At 72.6% G+C, this 18,278-nt stretch carries 19 protein-coding genes; 11 read left to right on the top strand and 8 right to left on the bottom strand.

The window, feature by feature from the left end; genetic code table 11:
- Window positions 1–71: 71 nt before the first annotated feature.
- Window positions 72–521, bottom strand: coding sequence for an SRPBCC family protein (locus IG86_RS0129365; RefSeq protein ID WP_030825041.1), 450 nt, complete (start codon window positions 519–521; stop codon window positions 72–74).
- Between the two features lie 550 nt (window positions 522–1,071).
- On the opposite strand from IG86_RS0129365, the gene IG86_RS0129360 reads away from it, so the two are divergent.
- On the top strand, window positions 1,072–1,305 hold the full coding sequence (locus IG86_RS0129360; RefSeq protein WP_030825038.1) for a hypothetical protein: 234 nt from the start codon (window positions 1,072–1,074) through the stop codon (window positions 1,303–1,305).
- A gap of 126 nt (window positions 1,306–1,431) precedes the next feature.
- On the opposite strand, the gene IG86_RS0129355 is transcribed toward IG86_RS0129360, so the two are convergent.
- Complete coding sequence (locus tag IG86_RS0129355; protein WP_157854926.1) at window positions 1,432–1,986, bottom strand: hypothetical protein; 555 nt, start codon at window positions 1,984–1,986, stop codon at window positions 1,432–1,434.
- A 392-nt stretch (window positions 1,987–2,378) separates the two neighbouring features.
- On the opposite strand from IG86_RS0129355, the gene IG86_RS0129350 reads away from it, so the two are divergent.
- The gene (locus IG86_RS0129350) at window positions 2,379–2,942 is read left to right on the top strand and encodes a ribosome-inactivating family protein (RefSeq protein WP_030825031.1); all 564 of its coding nucleotides are present in this window, start codon (window positions 2,379–2,381) and stop codon (window positions 2,940–2,942) included.
- Between the two features lie 207 nt (window positions 2,943–3,149).
- Here the strand turns inward: IG86_RS0129350 and IG86_RS0129345 are convergent, their stop codons facing one another.
- Window positions 3,150–4,004 (bottom strand): membrane protein, encoded by an 855-nt coding sequence (locus IG86_RS0129345; protein ID WP_030825028.1) that lies wholly within the window; start codon window positions 4,002–4,004, stop codon window positions 3,150–3,152.
- Between the two features lie 108 nt (window positions 4,005–4,112).
- Window positions 4,113–4,970: a tetratricopeptide repeat protein gene (locus IG86_RS0129340; RefSeq protein ID WP_157854925.1), complete on the bottom strand. Its 858-nt coding sequence runs from the start codon at window positions 4,968–4,970 to the stop codon at window positions 4,113–4,115.
- A 321-nt stretch (window positions 4,971–5,291) separates the two neighbouring features.
- Here IG86_RS0129340 and IG86_RS0129335 point away from each other — a divergent pair, with 321 nt between their 5' ends.
- From IG86_RS0129335 to IG86_RS0129320, 4 genes are all read left to right on the top strand, one after another.
- Entirely contained in the window at window positions 5,292–6,467 is a 1,176-nt protein-coding gene (locus IG86_RS0129335) for an LLM class flavin-dependent oxidoreductase (RefSeq protein ID WP_385871986.1), read from the top strand.
- Between the two features lie 23 nt (window positions 6,468–6,490).
- Window positions 6,491–7,906 carry an NtaA/DmoA family FMN-dependent monooxygenase gene (locus IG86_RS0129330; protein ID WP_030825019.1) on the top strand — a complete coding sequence of 472 codons (1,416 nt, stop codon included), beginning with the start codon at window positions 6,491–6,493 and terminating at the stop codon, window positions 7,904–7,906.
- Between the two features lie 43 nt (window positions 7,907–7,949).
- Window positions 7,950–9,083 carry an LLM class flavin-dependent oxidoreductase gene (locus IG86_RS0129325; protein ID WP_030825016.1) on the top strand — a complete coding sequence of 378 codons (1,134 nt, stop codon included), beginning with the start codon at window positions 7,950–7,952 and terminating at the stop codon, window positions 9,081–9,083.
- Between the two features lie 68 nt (window positions 9,084–9,151).
- Entirely contained in the window at window positions 9,152–10,378 is a 1,227-nt protein-coding gene (locus IG86_RS0129320) for an alpha/beta hydrolase family protein (protein ID WP_030900856.1), read from the top strand.
- Window positions 10,379–10,482: 104 nt separating this feature from the next.
- Here the strand turns inward: IG86_RS0129320 and IG86_RS0129315 are convergent, their stop codons facing one another.
- The 3 genes from IG86_RS0129315 to IG86_RS43215 form a co-directional block, all read right to left on the bottom strand.
- Window positions 10,483–10,707, bottom strand: a complete 225-nt coding sequence (locus IG86_RS0129315) for a DUF6480 family protein (protein ID WP_030825009.1) — start codon at window positions 10,705–10,707, stop codon at window positions 10,483–10,485.
- A 119-nt stretch (window positions 10,708–10,826) separates the two neighbouring features.
- The gene (locus tag IG86_RS0129310) at window positions 10,827–11,057 is read right to left on the bottom strand and encodes a DUF5133 domain-containing protein (protein WP_030825007.1); all 231 of its coding nucleotides are present in this window, start codon (window positions 11,055–11,057) and stop codon (window positions 10,827–10,829) included.
- Window positions 11,051–11,314: a hypothetical protein gene (locus IG86_RS43215; protein ID WP_030900855.1), complete on the bottom strand. Its 264-nt coding sequence runs from the start codon at window positions 11,312–11,314 to the stop codon at window positions 11,051–11,053. Before IG86_RS43215 ends, IG86_RS0129310 begins: the two co-directional genes overlap by 7 nt.
- A gap of 35 nt (window positions 11,315–11,349) precedes the next feature.
- Here IG86_RS43215 and IG86_RS0129300 point away from each other — a divergent pair, with 35 nt between their 5' ends.
- A complete protein-coding gene (locus IG86_RS0129300; RefSeq protein WP_030900852.1) occupies window positions 11,350–11,679 on the top strand; it encodes a plasmid stabilization protein in 330 nt (109 codons plus the stop codon).
- An 84-nt stretch (window positions 11,680–11,763) separates the two neighbouring features.
- Here the strand turns inward: IG86_RS0129300 and IG86_RS0129295 are convergent, their stop codons facing one another.
- Complete coding sequence (locus tag IG86_RS0129295) at window positions 11,764–12,879, bottom strand: glutamate--cysteine ligase (protein WP_030824997.1); 1,116 nt, start codon at window positions 12,877–12,879, stop codon at window positions 11,764–11,766.
- Between the two features lie 167 nt (window positions 12,880–13,046).
- On the opposite strand from IG86_RS0129295, the gene IG86_RS0129290 reads away from it, so the two are divergent.
- The 4 genes from IG86_RS0129290 (at window position 13,047) to IG86_RS0129275 (ending at window position 18,271) form a co-directional block, all read left to right on the top strand.
- A complete protein-coding gene (locus IG86_RS0129290) occupies window positions 13,047–13,229 on the top strand; it encodes a hypothetical protein (protein WP_030660954.1) in 183 nt (60 codons plus the stop codon).
- A 192-nt stretch (window positions 13,230–13,421) separates the two neighbouring features.
- On the top strand, window positions 13,422–16,745 hold the full coding sequence (locus IG86_RS0129285) for a CHAT domain-containing protein (RefSeq protein WP_030900848.1): 3,324 nt from the start codon (window positions 13,422–13,424) through the stop codon (window positions 16,743–16,745).
- Window positions 16,742–17,266, top strand: coding sequence for a hypothetical protein (locus tag IG86_RS0129280; protein WP_030900845.1), 525 nt, complete (start codon window positions 16,742–16,744; stop codon window positions 17,264–17,266). Before IG86_RS0129285 ends, IG86_RS0129280 begins: the two co-directional genes overlap by 4 nt.
- 3 nt (window positions 17,267–17,269) lie before the next feature.
- A complete protein-coding gene (locus IG86_RS0129275) occupies window positions 17,270–18,271 on the top strand; it encodes a hypothetical protein (protein ID WP_030900843.1) in 1,002 nt (333 codons plus the stop codon).
- The last annotated feature ends 7 nt before the right edge of the window (window positions 18,272–18,278 follow it).

The raw sequence follows: 18,278 nt of genomic DNA, 5'->3' as shown, positions 1-18,278 counted from the left end.
TCCGGGGCCGTGCGCGCCGGTGGCTTCCGGCGTGCACGGCCCCGTACCGCCCGGGTCGTCGGCGCGTGAGGTCAGACCTGGCCGCGCCAGGCGCCGGAGGCGGAGCCGCGGTCCTCGATGAAGTGCTTGAAGCGCTTCAGGTCGCCCTTGACCTGCCGGTCGACGAAGCCGAGCTTGTCCCCGATGTTCTCCGCCATCCCCTCGGGGTCGAAGTCCATCATCAGCGTGACCTGGGTATGGGACGGGTCGATGGGCTCGAAGGTGACCAGACCCGACTGCTCGCCCTGGCCACCGACGGTGACCCAGGCGACCTTGGTGTCGGGGATCTGCTCGGTGATCTCCGCGTCGAACTCCCGTTCCACACCGGAGATCTTCGTCACCCAGTGCGTGAGCGTGTCGCTGCGCTGCTCGATCCGCTGCACGCCGTCCATGAACTGCGGGAAGGACTCGAACTGCGTCCACTGGTCGTACGCGGTGCGGATCGGCACGTTGACCTCGATGGATTCCTTGACCTGCGACATTCTCTACCTCCTGGGCGTCTGCTGAGGACCCCGGACCCGGTGTCGGGTCACGTCCGCTTGCTCGGCGGGGCACTGCGTCCATCCGTGCCCTGCCACGCCGCGCCTGCCCCACTCCGCGAACGGCACACACCGAACGAGCTGCCCCACTGGGCCACACGGCCCGAGACCGGCCGGTCTGCGGTCGCTCCGCGCGGCGCCGTGTCCGCATGGGCGCCACCCCGATGAACGCCACCGTGCCCCTGCCCGAACTCCTCACCCCACGCCTGCGGTTGCGTGCGGCTCACGACGGTGACGGGACCGACCCGCGGGTCCGCGCGCACCCCGGCGGCCCCCGCCCGCGCACCGCCGTAGAGGCGTACCTCTCCGGAACACGGCGTCGCGCCCCTCGGGAACCCTGAGGTGCCGGCCTCGCGAAGGAGGCCGCCCGGGACCTGCTACGGACCGCCGCGGCCACCCCGCGGCCCCCGGTAGCGGCCTCCGGGTGGGCCCGGGCGGCGCGTGGCGCGCAGCTCTTGACTCCCACCCGGCAGGGCCAGCAGACTCAGCACACTTGTTGATCTTCGCCACGGGGGGCGTGAACGACTTGATCGTCTTCTATGCATGTCTCGGACTGCCTGTCGCCGCACTGGTCGGGTTCCTGCTGTGGAGTGACAGGGCCACGCGGACCAAGAACCTCGACGGCCTGCAGATCGAGGAACACAGCCGACAGCAGGCCCGTTTCGACAAGCTGTCGCCGGCACGCAGGTTCTACACACCGCCCGGCCAGCTGGGGCGCCGGCGCTGACGGACGGCTTCAGGGCGCGGCCGGGGAAAACGGCGGCGGTGAGGGCGCGGCAGCAGTGCCCGGCGGTCGAGTCCGGCCGCACCGAGGGGAGTCGGGTCCGGCTCCTTCCCCTTCGGGACGAGCGGGTCACAGGGTCGTGGGCCGTTCCCCGTCCGCACGGTTCGCGATTCCCGTCGCCCAGGCGCGGAAGGCGTCCCGCTCCCGCGGCGGGATCCGCAGCTCCTCGGGGACCAGGGTGCCGAAGGCCGCGTCCAGCAGGTCGGCCGGGCCGAGGTGGTTCCAGTCCCAGTGGGCGGAGTTGTAGGCCGCCACGAGCGGCCCCACGCGTTCCCGGATCCGGGCCGTCTCGTCGGCGTTCAGGCCGACGGCGGCCAGGCGCTCCAGGTTCGCCATCCGCTCCCGGTGGGTGAAGGAGGTGTCGTGGAACGGTTCGAGCAGGTCACCCCACACGTCGGGACGGACCCGCAACGGAATGCCGTTCGCCTCGCAGAACCGCCGCAGCCCGGCCTGGTGGACGGACGGTACGAAGTGGATCTCCCCGGCGAGTGTGCGGATCTCCGGCGGCGCGGCGTCCGGATCAGCGTCCCGCACGGCGGCGGCGCTCAGGACGCGGGCGGGGACGGAGGCAGCCTCGCCCGGCAGCAGGACGCGGTCGCCGTCGAAGACGGGGTCGTGGATCACCGGGTCATCCTCGCCCACGGCGCCGGGCCGGAAGAGTGTGGTTCCGTCGGCAGGTCGGCCGAGCGTTCCGACCCCCGGCCGGCAAGGCCTGAGGTGTCCGTGACCGGAGACGTGAGCGGCCGCGCCAGGGGCGAAATGCCCGTAGTAAGGGTTTCGGGGTCAGGCTGATTTCTTAGCATCAGAGGTCAACAATTCTCCCGGCCGCCACCCGGGCGACTACAAAGGAACCCATCGAACCGGACCCGACACCGACGGGGTGATAAACCCGTGGGCGGTCGGAATGATGGCGAAGGTGGTGGTGTGCATGCGAGAGTGCAGCACGATCGAAGCGATTGCGGTCAGATTACTCAATAAACGCCCGTCTCCGGGACCTCTTCCCTGAGGGGCCGGCCATGCTGATGCCGATCCTGTTCTCCCCGGCGCAAGCCTCGGCCGACGAGTATCGATCCCTGACGTCGACGATTCGGTCGAAGGCGGAAGATGCGCAGGGATTCTTCGGCGGAGACGGGCGCAAGGAGGGCGAGATGCCCCACCTTCCCCTCCACATCCAATTGCGGGGGCTGTTCATCGAGCTCTTCATCGAGCTCCGCCCGCGCAATACGAGCCTCCGCATATCCGGGTTCCGGAAACTCTTCGAGAACGGCCAGGTGCTGCCTGAGGCGTCCGTCCATCACGTGCGGGACTCGGCGGCGCCGCAGGAACTCCCCCGAACGGAAACCCTGCCGTTCGGCGGAAGCCGCGCCGACCTGGAGACGGCCGCGGCTGTCCGTCGCGCCGGGATCCTGATCGGGCGCCGGCCCTTGAGCCTCGCGGTGATCCGGTTGCACCAGAACTGCGATCCGCGGAGCACCGCCTACGGAATGCTCGTGCTCTCGGAAATGCTCTGCGAGGCCGCTCGATACCCCGCCCTGGCCGATGCGATGTCACGCCTCTGGGTGACCGGAGGACGCCTGTGATCCGCACCCGCCACGCTGTTGCCACACACCCACCGACCTGAGGCGTTGGGGCGCCGAAGGAGAAAGGACGCCGCTGCACGGAAGGCCGGGGCGCAAACCACCGCCCCGGCCTTCGCCCGTCTGGATCGTCATCCTTCAGCCGTTCGGCAGGCGTATGCCCTTCTCTGCGCTTTCCGGTCCGGGGTCTCCGGGAGGAGCGAGGAGTCGTCAGGCCGACGGCACCGAGTCGTCTGCGTCGTGCTCTTGGGCACGGCCCGGGGCTGGGGGTTCGTGAACCTCTACGACTTCCACGACCTCCGCGTCCACGACCAGATGCGTCGGTTTCGTCAGGTCCAGGCCGGACAGGTGCTTCTTGAGCCTTTTGGCCATGGGGAGGTAGGTCGCGAGAGTCAGTCCGCCGGAGACCACGGCCCCGACGACGGGGATGGCCTTCGAGACGGTCTTCGCGAAGGTCTGCTTCGTCATCTGGACGCCGAGGTAGGCCGCGACCTTTTTCACGATGGGATAGATGACGCCCTGGGTGAGTGCCTTCTGCGGCAGCTTCTTCGCGACCTGCTTCGACATCATGCCCGCGACCTTCCCCACGGCGGCGTTCGCCGACTGGGTGCCGAACATCACGCCGATGAAGAGCGTGAGCACTCCCTTGGTCGCGTCGTCGATGTCGTCGTTTTCGCCGGAGAACAGATCGGGCCAGCTGTAGAGGTAGGCGAGCTTCTGCGCGATGCGCAGCATGTGGCCGAAGTACTGGGCCACGTCGGCCGGCACAGTGGCGGGAAGGAAGAGGAGGCCAGGTATTCCGGCAGCCGCAGAAAGGGCGCTTGCCTTGGTGGTCTCGTAGCTGATGGAGTCGTTGGCCGCTTTGTCCAGAACCTCGCTGGGGATTCCCGCTGCCGCAGGGGTCTCTTCGATTGCCCGACGGATTTGTTCCTCGGAGCAATGGCGACCCAGTGCCTGCCGGAGGTAGGACTCCCTGTTGATACGGACGCCCGGAAGGTTTGCTGCGCGCACCAGGGCTGCGGAGAAGCGCAACTCCGGGTTTTCGATCCCTTTGCTCATGGCCATGGCAGGAACCTACAACAGCCGCAGGACGCGGCGGGGCCTTTCGAATCACCTCGTGGGGTGCGGCAGTTGCGTCCCCCGGGCGGGCGTCGGGCACGGCGGCGCGTGCGGTCAGCGCGGGGTGATGCGGGAGAGCAGCGCGTGGATCGCGGTGATGCGGGGGTGCGTCGGGTGGAGGTACCGCTCGCAGGCGGCCAGTGCCCGGCCGGCTTCCGCCCGGGCCTCGGCGGCGCGGCCGAGGCCGTGCAGGGCGGTGGCCTTGCGGAACTCCACGTGCCCGGCGGCATACGGCGGCGGCTCGGGAAGGGCCTGCGCCTCCGACGACTGTGCCAGTGCCTCTGCGTGGCGTCCCAGGCCCGACAGGCTGCGGACCAGCAGGATCCGCAGTGAGCGCACGAGGTGGTCCTCGTCGGCTCGCGGCAGGCTGTGGCGGGCGATCGTCTCCGACTCCTCGTGGTGGCCCTGCTCGCAGAGGGTGTGCCCGAGGCATACCAGGGCGGACAGTTCGCGCTGCCGGTCTTCGGCGGGGTGCGCCCGTCGCGCCAGGGCTCGCAGGACGTCCCGGGCTTCCGCCTCCGCTTCGGCGGGCCGTGCCTCGTCGATCAGCACCCATGCGCGGTTCAGGCGGGCGGGCAGCAGCAGGCCGTGATGGAAGTCGTACGTCCGCTCGGCCTCTGCGATCAGTGCTTCGAACTCGTCCAGCACGGAAGGCCCTTGCCGTCCGTGGGCGCGCACCGCGAGGGCGGCGGCGTAGGCGGCGTACCAGACCGTGCCGGGTCTGCGGTCCCGTCCCCTGCGGCTCCGCCGGGCCGCGACGAGGGCTCGCGCCCGCGCCTCGGCGTCCTCGAACCGGCCTTCTTCCATCAGCGCGTAGGTTTCGATGAGAGCAGCGCGGTGCCACGGGGCCGGAGCCCCGCCCGCCCACGCCACCCAGGAGGTCGCCACTCCCATACGGCTGAGGTACGTCATGGCAGTTGAGGGTACGTGGCCGTTGAAAGTGTCCGGTGGGCGGGCGTGTTGGCCACCCGCGTGACGGTGACCCGGCCGCGGGCTCCGCAGGAATCGGCGTTTGGCCAGGCAGCCGGCCAAACGGCCGCTCTGCACCTCACTCACATCGTTCTGCGCAATCGCAGCGGGCCGCGGCGACCCCGACTCCGCGCAACAGGATCGCCAAACTCCCTTAATGACGCTGTCGTTGAATGGCCCAGACCTCGGGCGTAGCGTCATGGGCAAGGTTTTCTCCCCCGCAGGATCGAATTCTTTCAGGCGATCAGGAAGGCGACGTCTGCCGTGTCCGAAATCCATCTCGCCGTCGCGCTCGACGGTGCCGGTGGGCACCCGGTCGCCTGGCGTGAGCCGGGAGCCCGGCCCGCCGAGCTGTTCACGGCACGCCACTGGGCCGGTGTGGTCGCCGAGGCCGAGGCCGGGCTGCTCGACTTCGTCAGCTTCGACGACGGTCTCGCCCTCCAGTCGGCCTCACCGGGCGGGCAGGACCAGCGGACGGACCAGGTCCGCGGCCGGCTCGACGCCGTGCTCACGGCGGCACGGGTGGCGCCGCTGACGCGGCGCATCGGGCTGGTTCCGGCCGTGACCGCCACGCACACCGAGCCGTTCCACGTCTCCAAGGCCGTCGCGACACTCGACCACGTCAGCCGCGGCCGCGCGGGCCTCGACGTCCGGACGTCCGGACTCCCTTACGAGGAACGGCACTTCGGCCGCCGCACGGCCCCGCTCCGGGAGGACGAGCTGCACGAGGAGGCCGCCGATCACGTCGAGGTGGTCCGGCGGCTGTGGGACAGCTGGGAGGACGACGCCGAGATCCGTGATGTGGCGACGGGCCGGTTCGTCGACCGCCACAAGCTGCACTACATCGACTTCGAGGGGCGGCACTTCAGCGTCCGCGGGCCGTCGATCACCCCCCGCCCGCCGCAGGGGCAGCCCGTGGTGACCGCCCGCGCGACGGACAGCGCCGCGTACGGGCTCATCGCCCGCGCCGCCGACGTCGGGTTCCTGCCGTCCCGCGACATCGCCGGGACGCGGGCCGCCGTCGCGGCCGTCCGGCAGGTACGCGAGTCCGCCGGGCCCGGCGGCGCGGAGCCGCTGCACCTCTTCGGTGAGCTGACCGTGTTCCTGGACCAGGACGCGGCGGCCGCCGCCGACCGCCTCGGCCGTCTCGACGCGCTCGCGGGTGACCCGTACGAGGGCGGCGGCGCGCCCGTGTTCACCGGGACTGCGGCCCAGCTCGCCGACCTGCTCGAGGAGCACCGGGCAGCGGGCCTGTCCGGCTTCCGGCTGCGGCCCGGTGTGATCTCCCACGATCTGCCCGTCATCACCCGCGTCCTCGTGCCGGAGCTCCAGCGGCGCGGCGTCTTCCGCCGGGAGTACGAGGCGGACACCCTGCGCGGCCTGCTGGGTCTCGAACGGCCCGTCGGCCGCTACGCCGTGGCCGCGCCCCGCGCTTCCTGATCCGCCCCCCGGAAGGACGAACCATGAGCGCCCAGGCTCCCAAGCAGATCCACCTCGCCGCCCACTTCCCCGGGGTCAACAACACCACCGTGTGGAGCGACCCGGCGGCCGGCAGCCACATCGACTTCGACTCCTTCGTCCACTTCGCGCGGACCGCCGAGCGCGCCAAGTTCGACTTCCTCTTCCTCGCCGAAGGGCTGCGCCTGCGTGAACAGGGCGGCCAGATCTACGACTTGGACGTCGTGGGACGGCCCGACACCTTCACCGTGCTCGCCGCGCTGGCGGCCGTCACCGAACGCCTCGGGCTGACCGGCACGATCAACTCGACCTTCAACGAACCGTACGAGGTGGCCCGCCAGTTCGCTTCGCTGGACCACCTCTCCGAGGGCCGGGCCGCCTGGAACGTCGTCACCTCGTGGGACGCCTTCACCGGCGAGAACTTCCGGCGCGGCGGATTCCTGCCCCGTGAGGACCGCTACACCCGCGCCCAGGAGTTCCTGGCCACCGCGAACGAACTGTTCGACTCCTGGGAGCGGGGGGCGGTCGTCGCCGACGCCGCGTCGGGGCGGTTCCTGCGCGACGGACGGGCCGGGGCCTTCGCGCACCACGGCCGGCACTTCGACATCGAGGGCCGCTTCAACGTGCCGCGCAGCCCGCAGGGCAGGCCGGTGATCTTCCAGGCCGGGGATTCCGACGAGGGCCGGGAGTTCGCGGCGGCCTCCGCCGACGCGATCTTCGGCCGGTACGGGACCCTCGACGCGGGCCGGGCGTTCTACGCCGACGTCAAGCGCCGCCTGGCCGCGTACGGCCGTACCCGCGACCAGCTGAAGATCCTGCCCGCGGCCACCTTCGTCCTCGGCGACACCGACGCCGAGGCGCACGAAGCCGCGTACGAGGTGCGGCGGCTCCAGGTCAGCGGACAGACCGCGATCAAGTACCTGGAACACGTCTGGAACCGCGACCTGTCCGCATACGACCCGGACGGGCCGCTGCCCGACGTCGACCCCCTCCCCGGCGAGAACACCATCGCCCTCGGACGGGCCAGCGTCCGCCAGTTCCGCGACCCCCTGGAGACCGCCCGCCGGTGGCGCGCGCTCGCCGAGGCCAAGAACCTGTCGATCCGCGAACTCGTCATCTCCACCACCTCCGAGCAGACCTTCATCGGCTCCCCGGCCACCGTCGCCGACTCGATCGACACCCTGGTGCAGGCGGACGCCGCCGACGGCTTCATCCTGGTTCCCCACATCACGCCGGGTGGCCTGGACGTCTTCGCCGACACCGTGGTGCCACTGCTGCAGGAGCGCGGCGTCTTCCGTACCGACTACGAAGGCACCACCCTGCGCGACCACCTCGGGCTGGCCGTACCCGGTGCGGAGCCCGCCCGGCAAACCGCGGCCGCGGCCCCGGCCCCGGCCTCGACCTCGACCTCGGCCCCGTAAGGTTCCGGCCCTCATCCCGCCCCGACCACCAAGGAGCCCGGCCATGTCCGGCATTCCCCTCGGGGTCCTCGACCTCGTCCCGGTCCCGTCCGGTTCCGGCGCCGCCGAGGCCCTCCGCCACAGCATCGACCTCGCCCGGCAGACGGAGGCCTTCGGTTACGCCCGCTACTGGTTCGCGGAGCACCACCTGAACCCGGGGGTCGCCGGCACCTCGCCCGCCGTGGTGCTGGCCCTGACCGCCGCGGCGACGAGCACCATCCGGCTCGGCTCCGGGGCCGTCCAGCTCGGCCACCGCACCGCGCTGTCGACGGTGGAGGAGTTCGGCCTGATCGACGCCCTGCACCCGGGGCGGCTGGACCTGGGCCTGGGCCGCTCGGCCGGCGGACCGCAAGCGCGCTCCGCCGGGACCGCGGCGCCGGACGCCGCCCCCGTCGTGGACGGGTACGCCCCCAACGGGCTGCGCATCCCGGCCCGGTTCTCCTTCGCGCACCTGCTGGGCCATCCGCGGGTGGCGCTCCAGCAGCAGCTGCTCAACCTGCCCGGCGCCCGGCCCCAGGACTACGCCGAGCAGATCGACGACGTCCTCGCCCTGCTGCGCGGTGACTACCGCACCCCCGAGGGCCTGGAGGCGCACGCCGTTCCCGGCGAGGGGGCCGACGTACAGGTGTGGATCCTCGGCAGCAGCGGCGGGGTCAGCGCGGAGACGGCCGGCCGCAACGGGCTGCGGTTCGCCGCCAACTACCACGTCAGCCCGGCCACCGTGCTGGAGGCCGCCGAAGGGTACCGGGCCGCCTTCAAGCCGTCGGCGGAGCTCGACCGGCCGTACGTGACGGTGTCCGCCGACGTGGTCGTCGCCGAGGACGACGCGGCGGCGCGGGAACTGGCCACCGGGTACGCCCCCTGGGTGCGCAGCATCCGCACGGGCGAGGGCGCCATCCCCTACCCCACCCCGGCGCAGGCCCGTGCCCTGCCCTGGACGGACGCGGACCGGGCGCTGGTCGCCGACCGGGTGGAGACGCAGTTCGTCGGCTCCCCGCGGACGGTCGCCGACCACCTCGAACGGCTCCAGGAGGCCACCGGCGCCGACGAACTGCTGATCACCACGATCACGCACGGCCACGCGGACCGGGTCCGCTCCTACCGCCTGCTGGCCGAGGAGTGGGCGCGCCGCGCCTGACGCGGACCTGCGCCGCGTGCGGCCGCCCGGGGGCGCTCGTACGGTGGGGGTGAACTCCGGGAGGCGTCGTGGCGTACCGGTTCTGTGAGAACGAGCAGCTCGATTTCGAGGTGCGGGCACTCCTCGGGGCGGCCTGGCAGAAGGGTTCCGATCCCGGCGAGGTGCTGGCCACGGCCGCGGCCCTGGGCGGTGCGGACGGCCGCGGGTGGTTCGAGGGCTGGACGGAGCTGGCGCGGCGCGTCCGGTCGGACGGCGAACGGGCGGCAGCGGCGGGACGGCGGACGAGCGCCCGGGACGCGTGGCTGCGGGCCGCGGGCTACTTCGGAACGGGCCTGGTCGCGGCCGACGCGCTGACCGACGAGGGACGGCTCCTGGCGGTGTTCCGGGAGCACCGGGAGTGCTTCGACCGGTTCGCGGCGGCGTGGGAGCCGGCCGCGGAGCGGGTGGCGGTGCCGTACGAGGGGACCGAGCTGCCCGGCTACCTCTTCCGGCCCGCCGCGGGGCCCGCCACAGGCACCTCGGGCAGCGCGGGCGCGCCGACGGTGATCGTGAACAACGGCAGCGACGGCCCGGTGAGCACCGCGTGGACGATGCTCGGCGCGCCGGCCGTGGCACGCGGCTGGAACGCCCTCCTCTTCGACGGACCGGGGCAGCAGTCGATGCTGTTCGAGTACGGGATGCCGTTCCGTCCGGACTGGGAGAACGTGATCACCCCGGTGGTGGACTTCCTGCTGGGCCACGAGGGCGTCGACGCCGACCGGCTGGTGCTGGCGGGGATCAGCCAGGCGGGCTACTGGGTGCCGCGGGCGCTCGCCTTCGAGCACCGGATCGCGGCGGGGGTCGCGGATCCGGGTGTGGTGTCCGTCGTGGACAGCTGGTGGCACAACTTCCCGCCGGAGCTGCGCGAGCTGTTCGACACGGGTGATCGGGAGGCGTTCGACGGTGTCATGCGGGAAGGGTTCGCGCAGGACGGGGAGCTCGCCGCCTATTGGCGGTGGCGGGCCAAGCCCTACGGGATCGAGTCCCCCTACGATCTGCTCACCGAGGTGGCCCGGTACGAGCTGACGGGGGTGCTGGACCGGATCACGGTGCCGCTGCTGGTGACCTCGCCGGAGGGCGAGCACTTCTGGCCGGGGCAGTCGCGACGGCTGTACGAGGCGCTGCCGGGCGAGAAGGCGTTCGTGGAGTTCACTGCGGCGGAGGGCGCGGACCTGCACTGCGAGCCGCTGGGGCGGGCCCTGTTCGAGCAGCGGGTGTTCGACTGGCTGGCCGCCCGCCTCGGCGTCACGGCCTGACCGGCCGGCGGCCACGCGGGGCCGCGTCGAGCGTGCCGTCCCGCGGCTGCTGCGGTACGACCCCGCGTGCGGCGGACAGGCGGCGGCTCAGGCCTCGGCCGCCCTCATACGTTCAGCATGACGGCATAGGCGAGGAAGAAGAGGGCGCAGGCCAGGGCCACCAGGCAGATCAGCACGAGGGGGCCCTTGCCCCAGCCGCGCGTCAGCGGGCGGTACGGGCCCGCGCCCGAGCCGGTGCTCGACTCGCCGGGCGGCGTCTCGCCGGGCGGCACCCCGCCGTGGGGCCGGGGGGTGTTGCGCGGGTCCGGGTCCGGAACGTGTTGGGACATGTCTGCCTCCCTCACCTCGCCGGGCCGCGCCCGCCCTGCCGGCAGGGCGGCCGGGGTATCCGGCGCCTACCCACGGCGTGGCGCCCCATCCCTCGGCCCGTCGTCGGGTGGTGAACCCGTCAGCCGGAGGCGAGCACGGAGTCGTCGAGGGTGCCCGTGCCGGGCAGGTGATGGCGGGCGGCGATCAGCGCGGCGTGCACGTCCGTCGTGCCCGTGGCCACGCACAGCGCTCGCTCGACCGCCTGGATCTCCCTGCGTACGGGAGAGTCGCCTTCTGCCGCATCGAGTACGGACAGCGCCCAGTAACGGTCGACGAGGCCGGGCAGCACGGCCGGGTGGGCCATCAGCATGGGTGTTCGCCTTTCGTCGGCGGATCGGTCACGTGGCCGTCGCATACCCTGCCGATCACCGTTGAACCCTGCCGGAAATGAGTCGTCATCCGCAGGTCAGGCCGGTCCGCCGCGCCGTCGACCTCCGGGTGGAGGGCGAGGCCGGTGATGCGGTCGCGCAGTACGTCGGGGGTGACGTGGTCGAGGTCGAGGTCGCGGTCCGCAGCCGTTCGGTTCGTTTCGCGCGAAATGTGGGGATATGTGGGTACGCGCACCATGCCCGTCGCAACCCATCGTCGAGAAAGGTTCCGCCATGCCCCGAGGATCCAGCCCCAAGCGTGAGCGCCAGTACGAGCACATCAAGGAGTCCGGGGAGAAGCGCGGCATGTCCGAGGACCGCGCGAAGGAGATGGCCTCCCGGACGGTGAACAAGGAACGCGCACGTTCGGGTGAGAGCAAGACCGCGAGCCGCAGCTCGACCCGGGGCAAGTCCGCCTCGCAGCGCGGTGGCGAGAAGTCCGGTGGCGGCGGCAGCTCGTCCGGACGCACCAAGGACGACCTGTACCAGGAGGCGAAGAAGCGCGGCGTCGAGGGCCGCTCGACGATGACCAAGCAGCAGCTGAAAAATGCCCTCGGACACTGACCGCGGGTCGAGCACCCCTGTACGGGGAACGGGTGGCGGGACCCTCGGAACGGCTCGCGTCCGCCCCGCCGGCGGAGCCGCGCGTCACGGCCTGACGGTCAGCTCCGCGCACCGGGTGACGACGGACCCCAGGCTCTGCCCGTCGGCGTGCAGCCGCCGCTGGATGCGGGCACCGTTGCCCCGTTCGTGCAGCTGCGCGATGGCCTCGCGGACCCGCTCGTCGTCGTCGTGGTCCTTCAGCGCCTCGCGCACGTGCTGGTACAGGGCGTCGACGGCCCGCTCGGCGGACGTCTCCCGCATGGTCTCGGGGTGCAGCAGCGGTCCGTCCAGGCCCGAGCGGCCGGCCCGCCAGGAGGCCAGCCGCAGCAGACTCGTACCGACCCTGGCCGGCGGCTGCCCGTCCTGCCAGGCGCGGGACGCCGTCTCGACCAGGCCGCGGATGAGCGCCGCGAGCAGGACGGGCGTGGACGCGTCCAGGCAGACGTCGGCGACCCGGACCTCCACGGTGGGGTAGGTGGCGGACAGTCTGGCGTCGAAGTAGATCATGCCCTCGTCGCGCAGCACCCCGGTGTCGATCATGGCGCGGACCTGCTCGTGGTAGCGGTCGGCGGAGCCGAAGACGTCGACCGGGCCGGCGGAGGGCCATCGGTTCCACACCCGGCTGCGGTAGCCGGCGTAGCCGCTGTCCTCGCCCTGCCAGAAGGGGGAGTTCGCGCTCATCGCCATGAGGACGGCCAGCCAGGGCCTGATGCGGTCCAGCACCGCGACCCCTTCCTCGTCCGAGGCGACCGATACGTGGACGTGGCACCCGCAGGTCAGCTGCTCCTGCACCGTGAGTCCGAACTGCTCGCCCATCCACCGGTAGCGGCGGCCGACGTTGAGCGACGGCTGCACGGGCAGCGGCGATGTCGCGACCGCGGCGACCACGGCGCCGGCGCTCGCGGCGTGGCGGGCCGCCTCGCCGCGGATGCGGACGATCTCCTCATGGAGCTCGCCCATCTCCGTGATCGGTTTGGTGGCGAACTCCAGCTGTTCCTTGTGCAGTTCCTTCTCGAACTCGTGCTCCGGCCCGCCGTCGCCGCCGGGGCGCTGCCAGGTCCCGCGGTCCGCGGCCGCCAGGGCCGCCCCCGACACGGCGAGGGGAGCCCCGCTGTCCGCGTCCACGAGCAGGAGCTCTTCTTCCACGCCAACGCTTCGCATGTCGCCGCCTGTGCATCGAACGTTCAGATGCCCCGCACCTGCCCCCGCTCTCCCCGACCATGCGGCCGCCCCGGTCCGTGGCGGCCCGGTGGCTCCGGCCCGGGCCGCGGCTCATGATCCGGCCCGTACGGGGCACACGGCCGTCACCTACCGAAAGGGGCATGGACATGCTCGGCATCACCGCCGCAGTGCTGTTCTTCATCGCGTTCCTGATCAACGCGGCCGGCATCGCCACCAACGACGTGCTGAGTTCCACCAACTTCATGCTGATCGGCCTCGCCGCGCTCGCGCTGCACGTCGCCGGCATCGGCCACGGCTGGGCGGCCCGCGGACGTGGCCGCAGGCGCTGACCCAGCGCTCCCGCCCCCGAGGACGCTCCCCAAACGTTTCCTCGCGACTGTTACGGGTGAACTCGCCGCCTCTCGCTCGGCCGCGCCTTCCGCGGGCCGATAGGCTTCCCGCGCACCGTCCGTCCACGGTCGCGCACGAGGAGTGAGGGCTTGCAGCTCGGGGGGCACGGAGTCTGGCGGACTCGCGCGGGCGTGATCCAGCCGCCGTACATCAGCGATCACATGTGCCGGCTGGTGCACCTCGGCGTCGGAGCGGTCCCGCTCCTCCTGTGGTGGCACGCTCCGTCCGCCCCGGGAGCGCCGGGGCTGGTGCTGGCGTCACTGGTCCTCGCCCGGGTCGCCCTCTACGACCTGCGGCTGCGCGCCTTCGTCCGGCTGTTGCGGGGGCGCGAGCGGCTGAAGCGGGTGCTGATCCTCCTGTCGGCGGGCGGAGCGTCGGCCCTGTGGCCCGAAGCATGGCTCGGCGGTGCCGGACCGGGAGGGGAGGCGGGATCCTGGACCTCGGTGGGATGGGCGTCGGCCCTCCTGCTGGTCACGGCGCTCGGCTGCGTTCAGGAACTGCGCACGTGGCCGCACGTCAGGGGCGTCCTCTCCCGGCGGCTCCAGCCCTTCTGGGTACTGCGCCGGCTGACGGGCCACGGCTGGGGGCCCGCGCTCCTGGCGGTCACCCACCCCGACGAACCGGGGCTGCTGGTACCGGCCATCGCGGTGACGGCGGCCGAACTGGCCTTCTCCGGATACGCGGCCCGTACCGGGGACCGGCAGCTCCAGGTGGTGAACGCACTGCGCCTCCCGCTCCAGCCCGCCGTCCGGGTCCCCTGGATCCAGGGAAGCGTCCTCGGCGCCTGGGCCTACGACGCGGTGCTCCGCAGCCCCCGGCAACCGGACCTGGCACCCTGGGAGTTGACGCTGCGCCATGACGAGGTGCTGGCGGGCTCCCCCGGCTACGAGCTCGCGATCAGCTCCTGGCGGGCGAACGCGTCCATCCCGACCGCGGACGCGGAGCCCTGGGTGAGCACGGCCGAGGCGTACGCGGACTCCCTGAAGGCGCTCTTCCAGCACCAGGCGGGTACGGAGATCCCCGAGCCCGAGCGCCGCCGGCTGTTCGCCACGTGGCAGACCGTGGCCGCCATGACCGCCATGGCGCGGGCCGAAGTCAGCCTGACGACGGGGTTGTCGGACAACGCCGTGCGCAACCGCCGGTACGCCGCCGAGCTCTTCGCCGTCGCGGGCCTCCCCCTCAACGCGGCCGCCGCCCGGTGCCTCACCGCCGACACCCTCGCCTTCGAACTGGACCGTACGGAGGAGGCGTTGGCCGAAGTCGACGCGATGGGCGACCGCGCCGCCCTGCCGGCCGCCCTGCAACGCCTCGCGGAGCTCGTGGAGGGCGTCGCCGGCCGCACGGGCCACCGCAGCGGCGCGGACCGCCGACGGACCTTTCCCCTGCCGCTGGGTTCGGCGACCGCCCTGATCGAGGAACTTCCCACCTGGCTCCCCTACCTCTCCGTGCATCACCGCGGGATCGCCTTCGTGCGACACGTGGAACGGCGTGTCGCGGACGCGGCGTACCGGACCGGCGGCCGACAGCACGATGTGGTGCTGCCCAGCCCGAACCGGGGCTTCGCCGACATGTACCCGCTGCCCGTCGGCCATGGCATCGCCGAGGTCCTGGCCGACGCGCAGCGGTCCTACGCCCGCGGATCCCTCGAGACCGCCCGGCTCGCGGCCATGGACGTGCTCGAAGTCGCCCGCTCGGCGGACGACCTGGCCCAGCAGACGGCCGCCCACCGGCTGCTGGCCCGGACCGCGGCCCGCTCCGGCAACTGGTCCGAGCAGTACACCCACCTGATCTCGCTCGTCGCCTCGGTCGAGACCGCACGCGATCGGGTCGCCGACGCCGACCTGCGCATCGATCTCGACCTCGCCCGGCCCTGCGGTGAACTCGTCGCCCTCATCGTCGACCACCGGGTCCCCGGCGTACCCCTGACGGCGGCGGTGGAGGCCGCGGAACGGGGCCGGGGCCGCCTCATGCTGCAGACGATGGGCGGCGCCCATGAGACGGAACTCCCCACGGAACTCGTGGAGTTGCAGAAGAAGGAGCAGGACCTGCTACGGAGCGTCCGCAGCAGCGACCGGATCGGCACCCGCGGACCGTACGGCTTCGCGGTGCTCAACCCCTACTGGGGTCAGGTGAAACGGGCGAAGCTGGAGGAGGTCTGGCGCGCCATGGAGGCGACCGGCGCGGCCGGCGCCTCGTACGTGAGCGGTCGCCGGGGCGCGCCCGCGCAGTACGCGGAACTGCGCGACATGCTCCGACCCGGCGAGGTCCTGTGCGAGTTCGTCAGCGTCGGCGACCGCACCATCGTCCTCCTGGTGCGCCCGGACCGGGCCGAGCCGGTGGTCGTCGACCTGCGGCTGGGTGCGGAGGCGCTCACGCCGGGAAGGCCGGACGTCGGCCGGCCGGCACCGTCGTGGACCACCGGGCTGGCGCCCCTGGCCCGGGCCGTCGCCGAGCACACGAGGCCCGGCGAGGTCCTGTGGCTGGTGCCGGACGGCCCGCTGCACGACCTGCCGCTCCACGCGGTCACCGTGGCGGGTACTCCCTGGGGTGAGCGCAACCCGATGAGCTGTACGCCGAGTGCGTCGCTGATGCGGTACAGGCTCGGGCCCGCCGCACGGAACGAAACACGGGCGGCGCTGGTCCTCGCCGACTCCCGGGGCGACCTGACGCACGCCCGGGCCGAGGCGCGGGCCATCCGTGCGGTCCTGCCCTCCACCGAGGTCCGCACGGGGCCGTCGGCCACCCTGGAGACCCTGCGGGAACGGCTCTCACGGGCCCGTTACGACGTGGTCCACCTGGCCTGCCACTGCCGCCTGGACCGGGAACGGCCGTCCCGGTCGGGCATTCTCCTGGCCGACGGGGAACTCACCGCCGAGGACCTGCTCACGGTACGGCTCGACGTCCGCCTGGTCGTGCTCAGCGGCTGCGACACGGGCGTCCAGGAGCAACGCGCCGGCAATGAACTCATGGGACTGACACGGCAGTTCCTGCACGCCGGAGCCCGCTCCGTCCTGGTGACCCGGTGGCAGGTGGACGACATCTCCAGCGCGCTGCTGATGGCCGACTTCTACCGGCGGCTGAAGGACGGCAGCCCGACGGCGAAGGCGCTGTCCGCCGCCAGGCGCGGGCTGCGGAGCGTGAGCCTCGAACAGGCCCTGGAGCACTGCGAGCGGGAGCGGCGGGGTGAGCGGCTGCGCGCGGCGGATCCGGAGTCCGTGCACTCCCTGAGCCATGACATCGCCCGCCTGCGCCTGCGGGCGGGTGATGTCGGCGGCGCCCTCGCGGAGCTCGACGCCCTGCTCGCCGAGACGTCCGACGGATCCCCTCTCCGGCGCCGGCTCCTCGTGCTCCGGAATCGGGCCCGCTACGCGTCCGCCCGCCACGACCACCACCTCCCCGCCTTCGACCACCCGTACTACTGGGCTCCGTTCACCTTGGTAGGAGATTGGCGATGACCCTCGACGAGCTGCCCCTCGCCCCCGTCAGCACCCGCCCCGACGAGGCGACGGACGGGTACGTCGTGGCGCTGGACGCCGCCGGCGTGCCCACCGGCCTGGGGGTCGCCGGCGCCCCGGGCGCCCCACCCCCGGCGTCCGCCGCCGGCGGGAGCCTGCCGCCCGCCGTGCTCCTGCCCGCGCGCCTCACCCTGGACGAGCTCCTCACGGGCGAAGCGGTCACCCTGCTGCCGCTGAACCCCTTCGGTGCCGTCGTGATCGGCCCGTCCGGCATTCTGGGAGTGCTGGAACATCCGACGATCGCACGTCACTGCGCAGGGGTGGACGTACCTCCGGGCCGTACCCGGTCGGACCTCGCCCACCCCGAGGACGGGGTGCTGGCGGGCGTGGTCGGCGTCCCCGTCGCCAGGCTCGTGTGCCGGTGCGGCCTGCTGAACCAGGTCACTTTGTACGACCCCGACTACCCGCCGACGTGTCCGGGCGGCGACGCCGGTCATCCGCTCGAACCCCAGGAGCGGTGAGCGGTGTTCAGCGCCACCCTCGGGGAGATCGCGGTCGTGGCGGGCCGGCGGTCCGTCCGCGGCGCGCTGTTGCCGAGCGTCGTGTTCTGCTGCCTGGCGGGACTGGTCCTCGCGACCGGCCGGGGCTCCGCCCACGGGGCGCTGCAGGCATGGCGCCAGGGCTCGTGGGAGTCCAAGGTGCTCGTGGTCGCGGGCTTCGTCCTCGCCCTGGTCTGCGTGGCGACGGTGCTCGGCAGCGCCCAGACGTCGCTGCTCCGCCTGGCGGCGGGCCACTGGGGCCCGCTGGGGAACCGGACGCTCGGCCGACTCGGCCGGGGCCACCACCGACGTCTGGTGCGGCGATCGGACGACGCCCGCGCACACGACCGCTACCCGCCGCGCACCCGTCCGAACGAGATCATGCCGACCCGGCTCGGCAACGCCCTCAAAGCCGCCGAGCTCTATCCCCGCCTGCGCTACGGCATCGACGCGGCCCTGGTGTGGCCGCGGCTGCACCCCCTGCTCCCGGACACCTTCCTGATCATGCTCGGTGCGGCCCGGACGGGTCTGGCCGCGCTGCTCGGTTCCGCCTTCCTGTCCGCGGTCCTCGCGGTCGGCGGCGGCGGATACCTGTGGGCGGTCCGCGCGTCGACCCCGCTGTTCCTGCTGTGCCTGTGGGGCGGGGCACTGGTCGCGTGGATCTGCTACCGCGGCGCCCTGCTGCGGGCCGTCACCTACGGGCAGCACCTGCGGGTGGCCTTCGACCTGTACCGGGGGCACCTGCTGGAGGCCCTGGGGCGGCCCGTCGGCGACGGTGACGACGAGCGCGTGCACTGGGAACGGCTGTGCCTCTTCTGGCACCGCGGCGTCCTGCCCCACCACGTCGCCGCACCCGATCGCCCCGCGCCCGCCCCCGCTCCGGATCCCGATGGGGCCCCGCCCGTTTCCTCCCCGTCGCTCTCGACCCTGGCGGCGGCCGTCCTCGCGGCCGCCGGGGTCGCGGGTGCGCTCACCGGCGGCGGATGAGGGGTGC

It is taken from the genome of Streptomyces virginiae, assembly GCF_000720455.1.
GTDB lineage: Bacteria > Actinomycetota > Actinomycetes > Streptomycetales > Streptomycetaceae > Streptomyces > Streptomyces virginiae.
Note: the sequence above shows the minus strand (reverse complement) of the source record. Positions and strands in the feature narration are given on the sequence as shown.

Excerpts from the sequence above, each read along its gene's own strand:
- IG86_RS0129365 (WP_030825041.1), bottom strand. The coding sequence starts at position 521 with ATGTCGCAGGTCAAGGAATCCATCGAGGTCAACGTGCCGATCCGCACC.
- IG86_RS0129350 (WP_030825031.1), top strand. The coding sequence starts at position 2,379 with ATGCTGATGCCGATCCTGTTCTCCCCGGCGCAAGCCTCGGCCGACGAG.
- IG86_RS0129345 (WP_030825028.1), bottom strand. The coding sequence starts at position 4,004 with ATGGCCATGAGCAAAGGGATCGAAAACCCGGAGTTGCGCTTCTCCGCA.
- IG86_RS0129340 (WP_157854925.1), bottom strand. The coding sequence starts at position 4,970 with ATGACGTACCTCAGCCGTATGGGAGTGGCGACCTCCTGGGTGGCGTGG.
- IG86_RS0129330 (WP_030825019.1), top strand. The coding sequence starts at position 6,491 with ATGAGCGCCCAGGCTCCCAAGCAGATCCACCTCGCCGCCCACTTCCCC.
- IG86_RS0129325 (WP_030825016.1), top strand. The coding sequence starts at position 7,950 with ATGTCCGGCATTCCCCTCGGGGTCCTCGACCTCGTCCCGGTCCCGTCC.
- IG86_RS0129315 (WP_030825009.1), bottom strand. The coding sequence starts at position 10,707 with ATGTCCCAACACGTTCCGGACCCGGACCCGCGCAACACCCCCCGGCCC.
- IG86_RS0129310 (WP_030825007.1), bottom strand. The coding sequence starts at position 11,057 with ATGCTGATGGCCCACCCGGCCGTGCTGCCCGGCCTCGTCGACCGTTAC.
- IG86_RS43215 (WP_030900855.1), bottom strand. The coding sequence starts at position 11,314 with ATGGTGCGCGTACCCACATATCCCCACATTTCGCGCGAAACGAACCGA.
- IG86_RS0129300 (WP_030900852.1), top strand. The coding sequence starts at position 11,350 with ATGCCCCGAGGATCCAGCCCCAAGCGTGAGCGCCAGTACGAGCACATC.
- IG86_RS0129295 (WP_030824997.1), bottom strand. The coding sequence starts at position 12,879 with ATGCGAAGCGTTGGCGTGGAAGAAGAGCTCCTGCTCGTGGACGCGGAC.
- IG86_RS0129290 (WP_030660954.1), top strand. The coding sequence starts at position 13,047 with ATGCTCGGCATCACCGCCGCAGTGCTGTTCTTCATCGCGTTCCTGATC.
- IG86_RS0129280 (WP_030900845.1), top strand. The coding sequence starts at position 16,742 with ATGACCCTCGACGAGCTGCCCCTCGCCCCCGTCAGCACCCGCCCCGAC.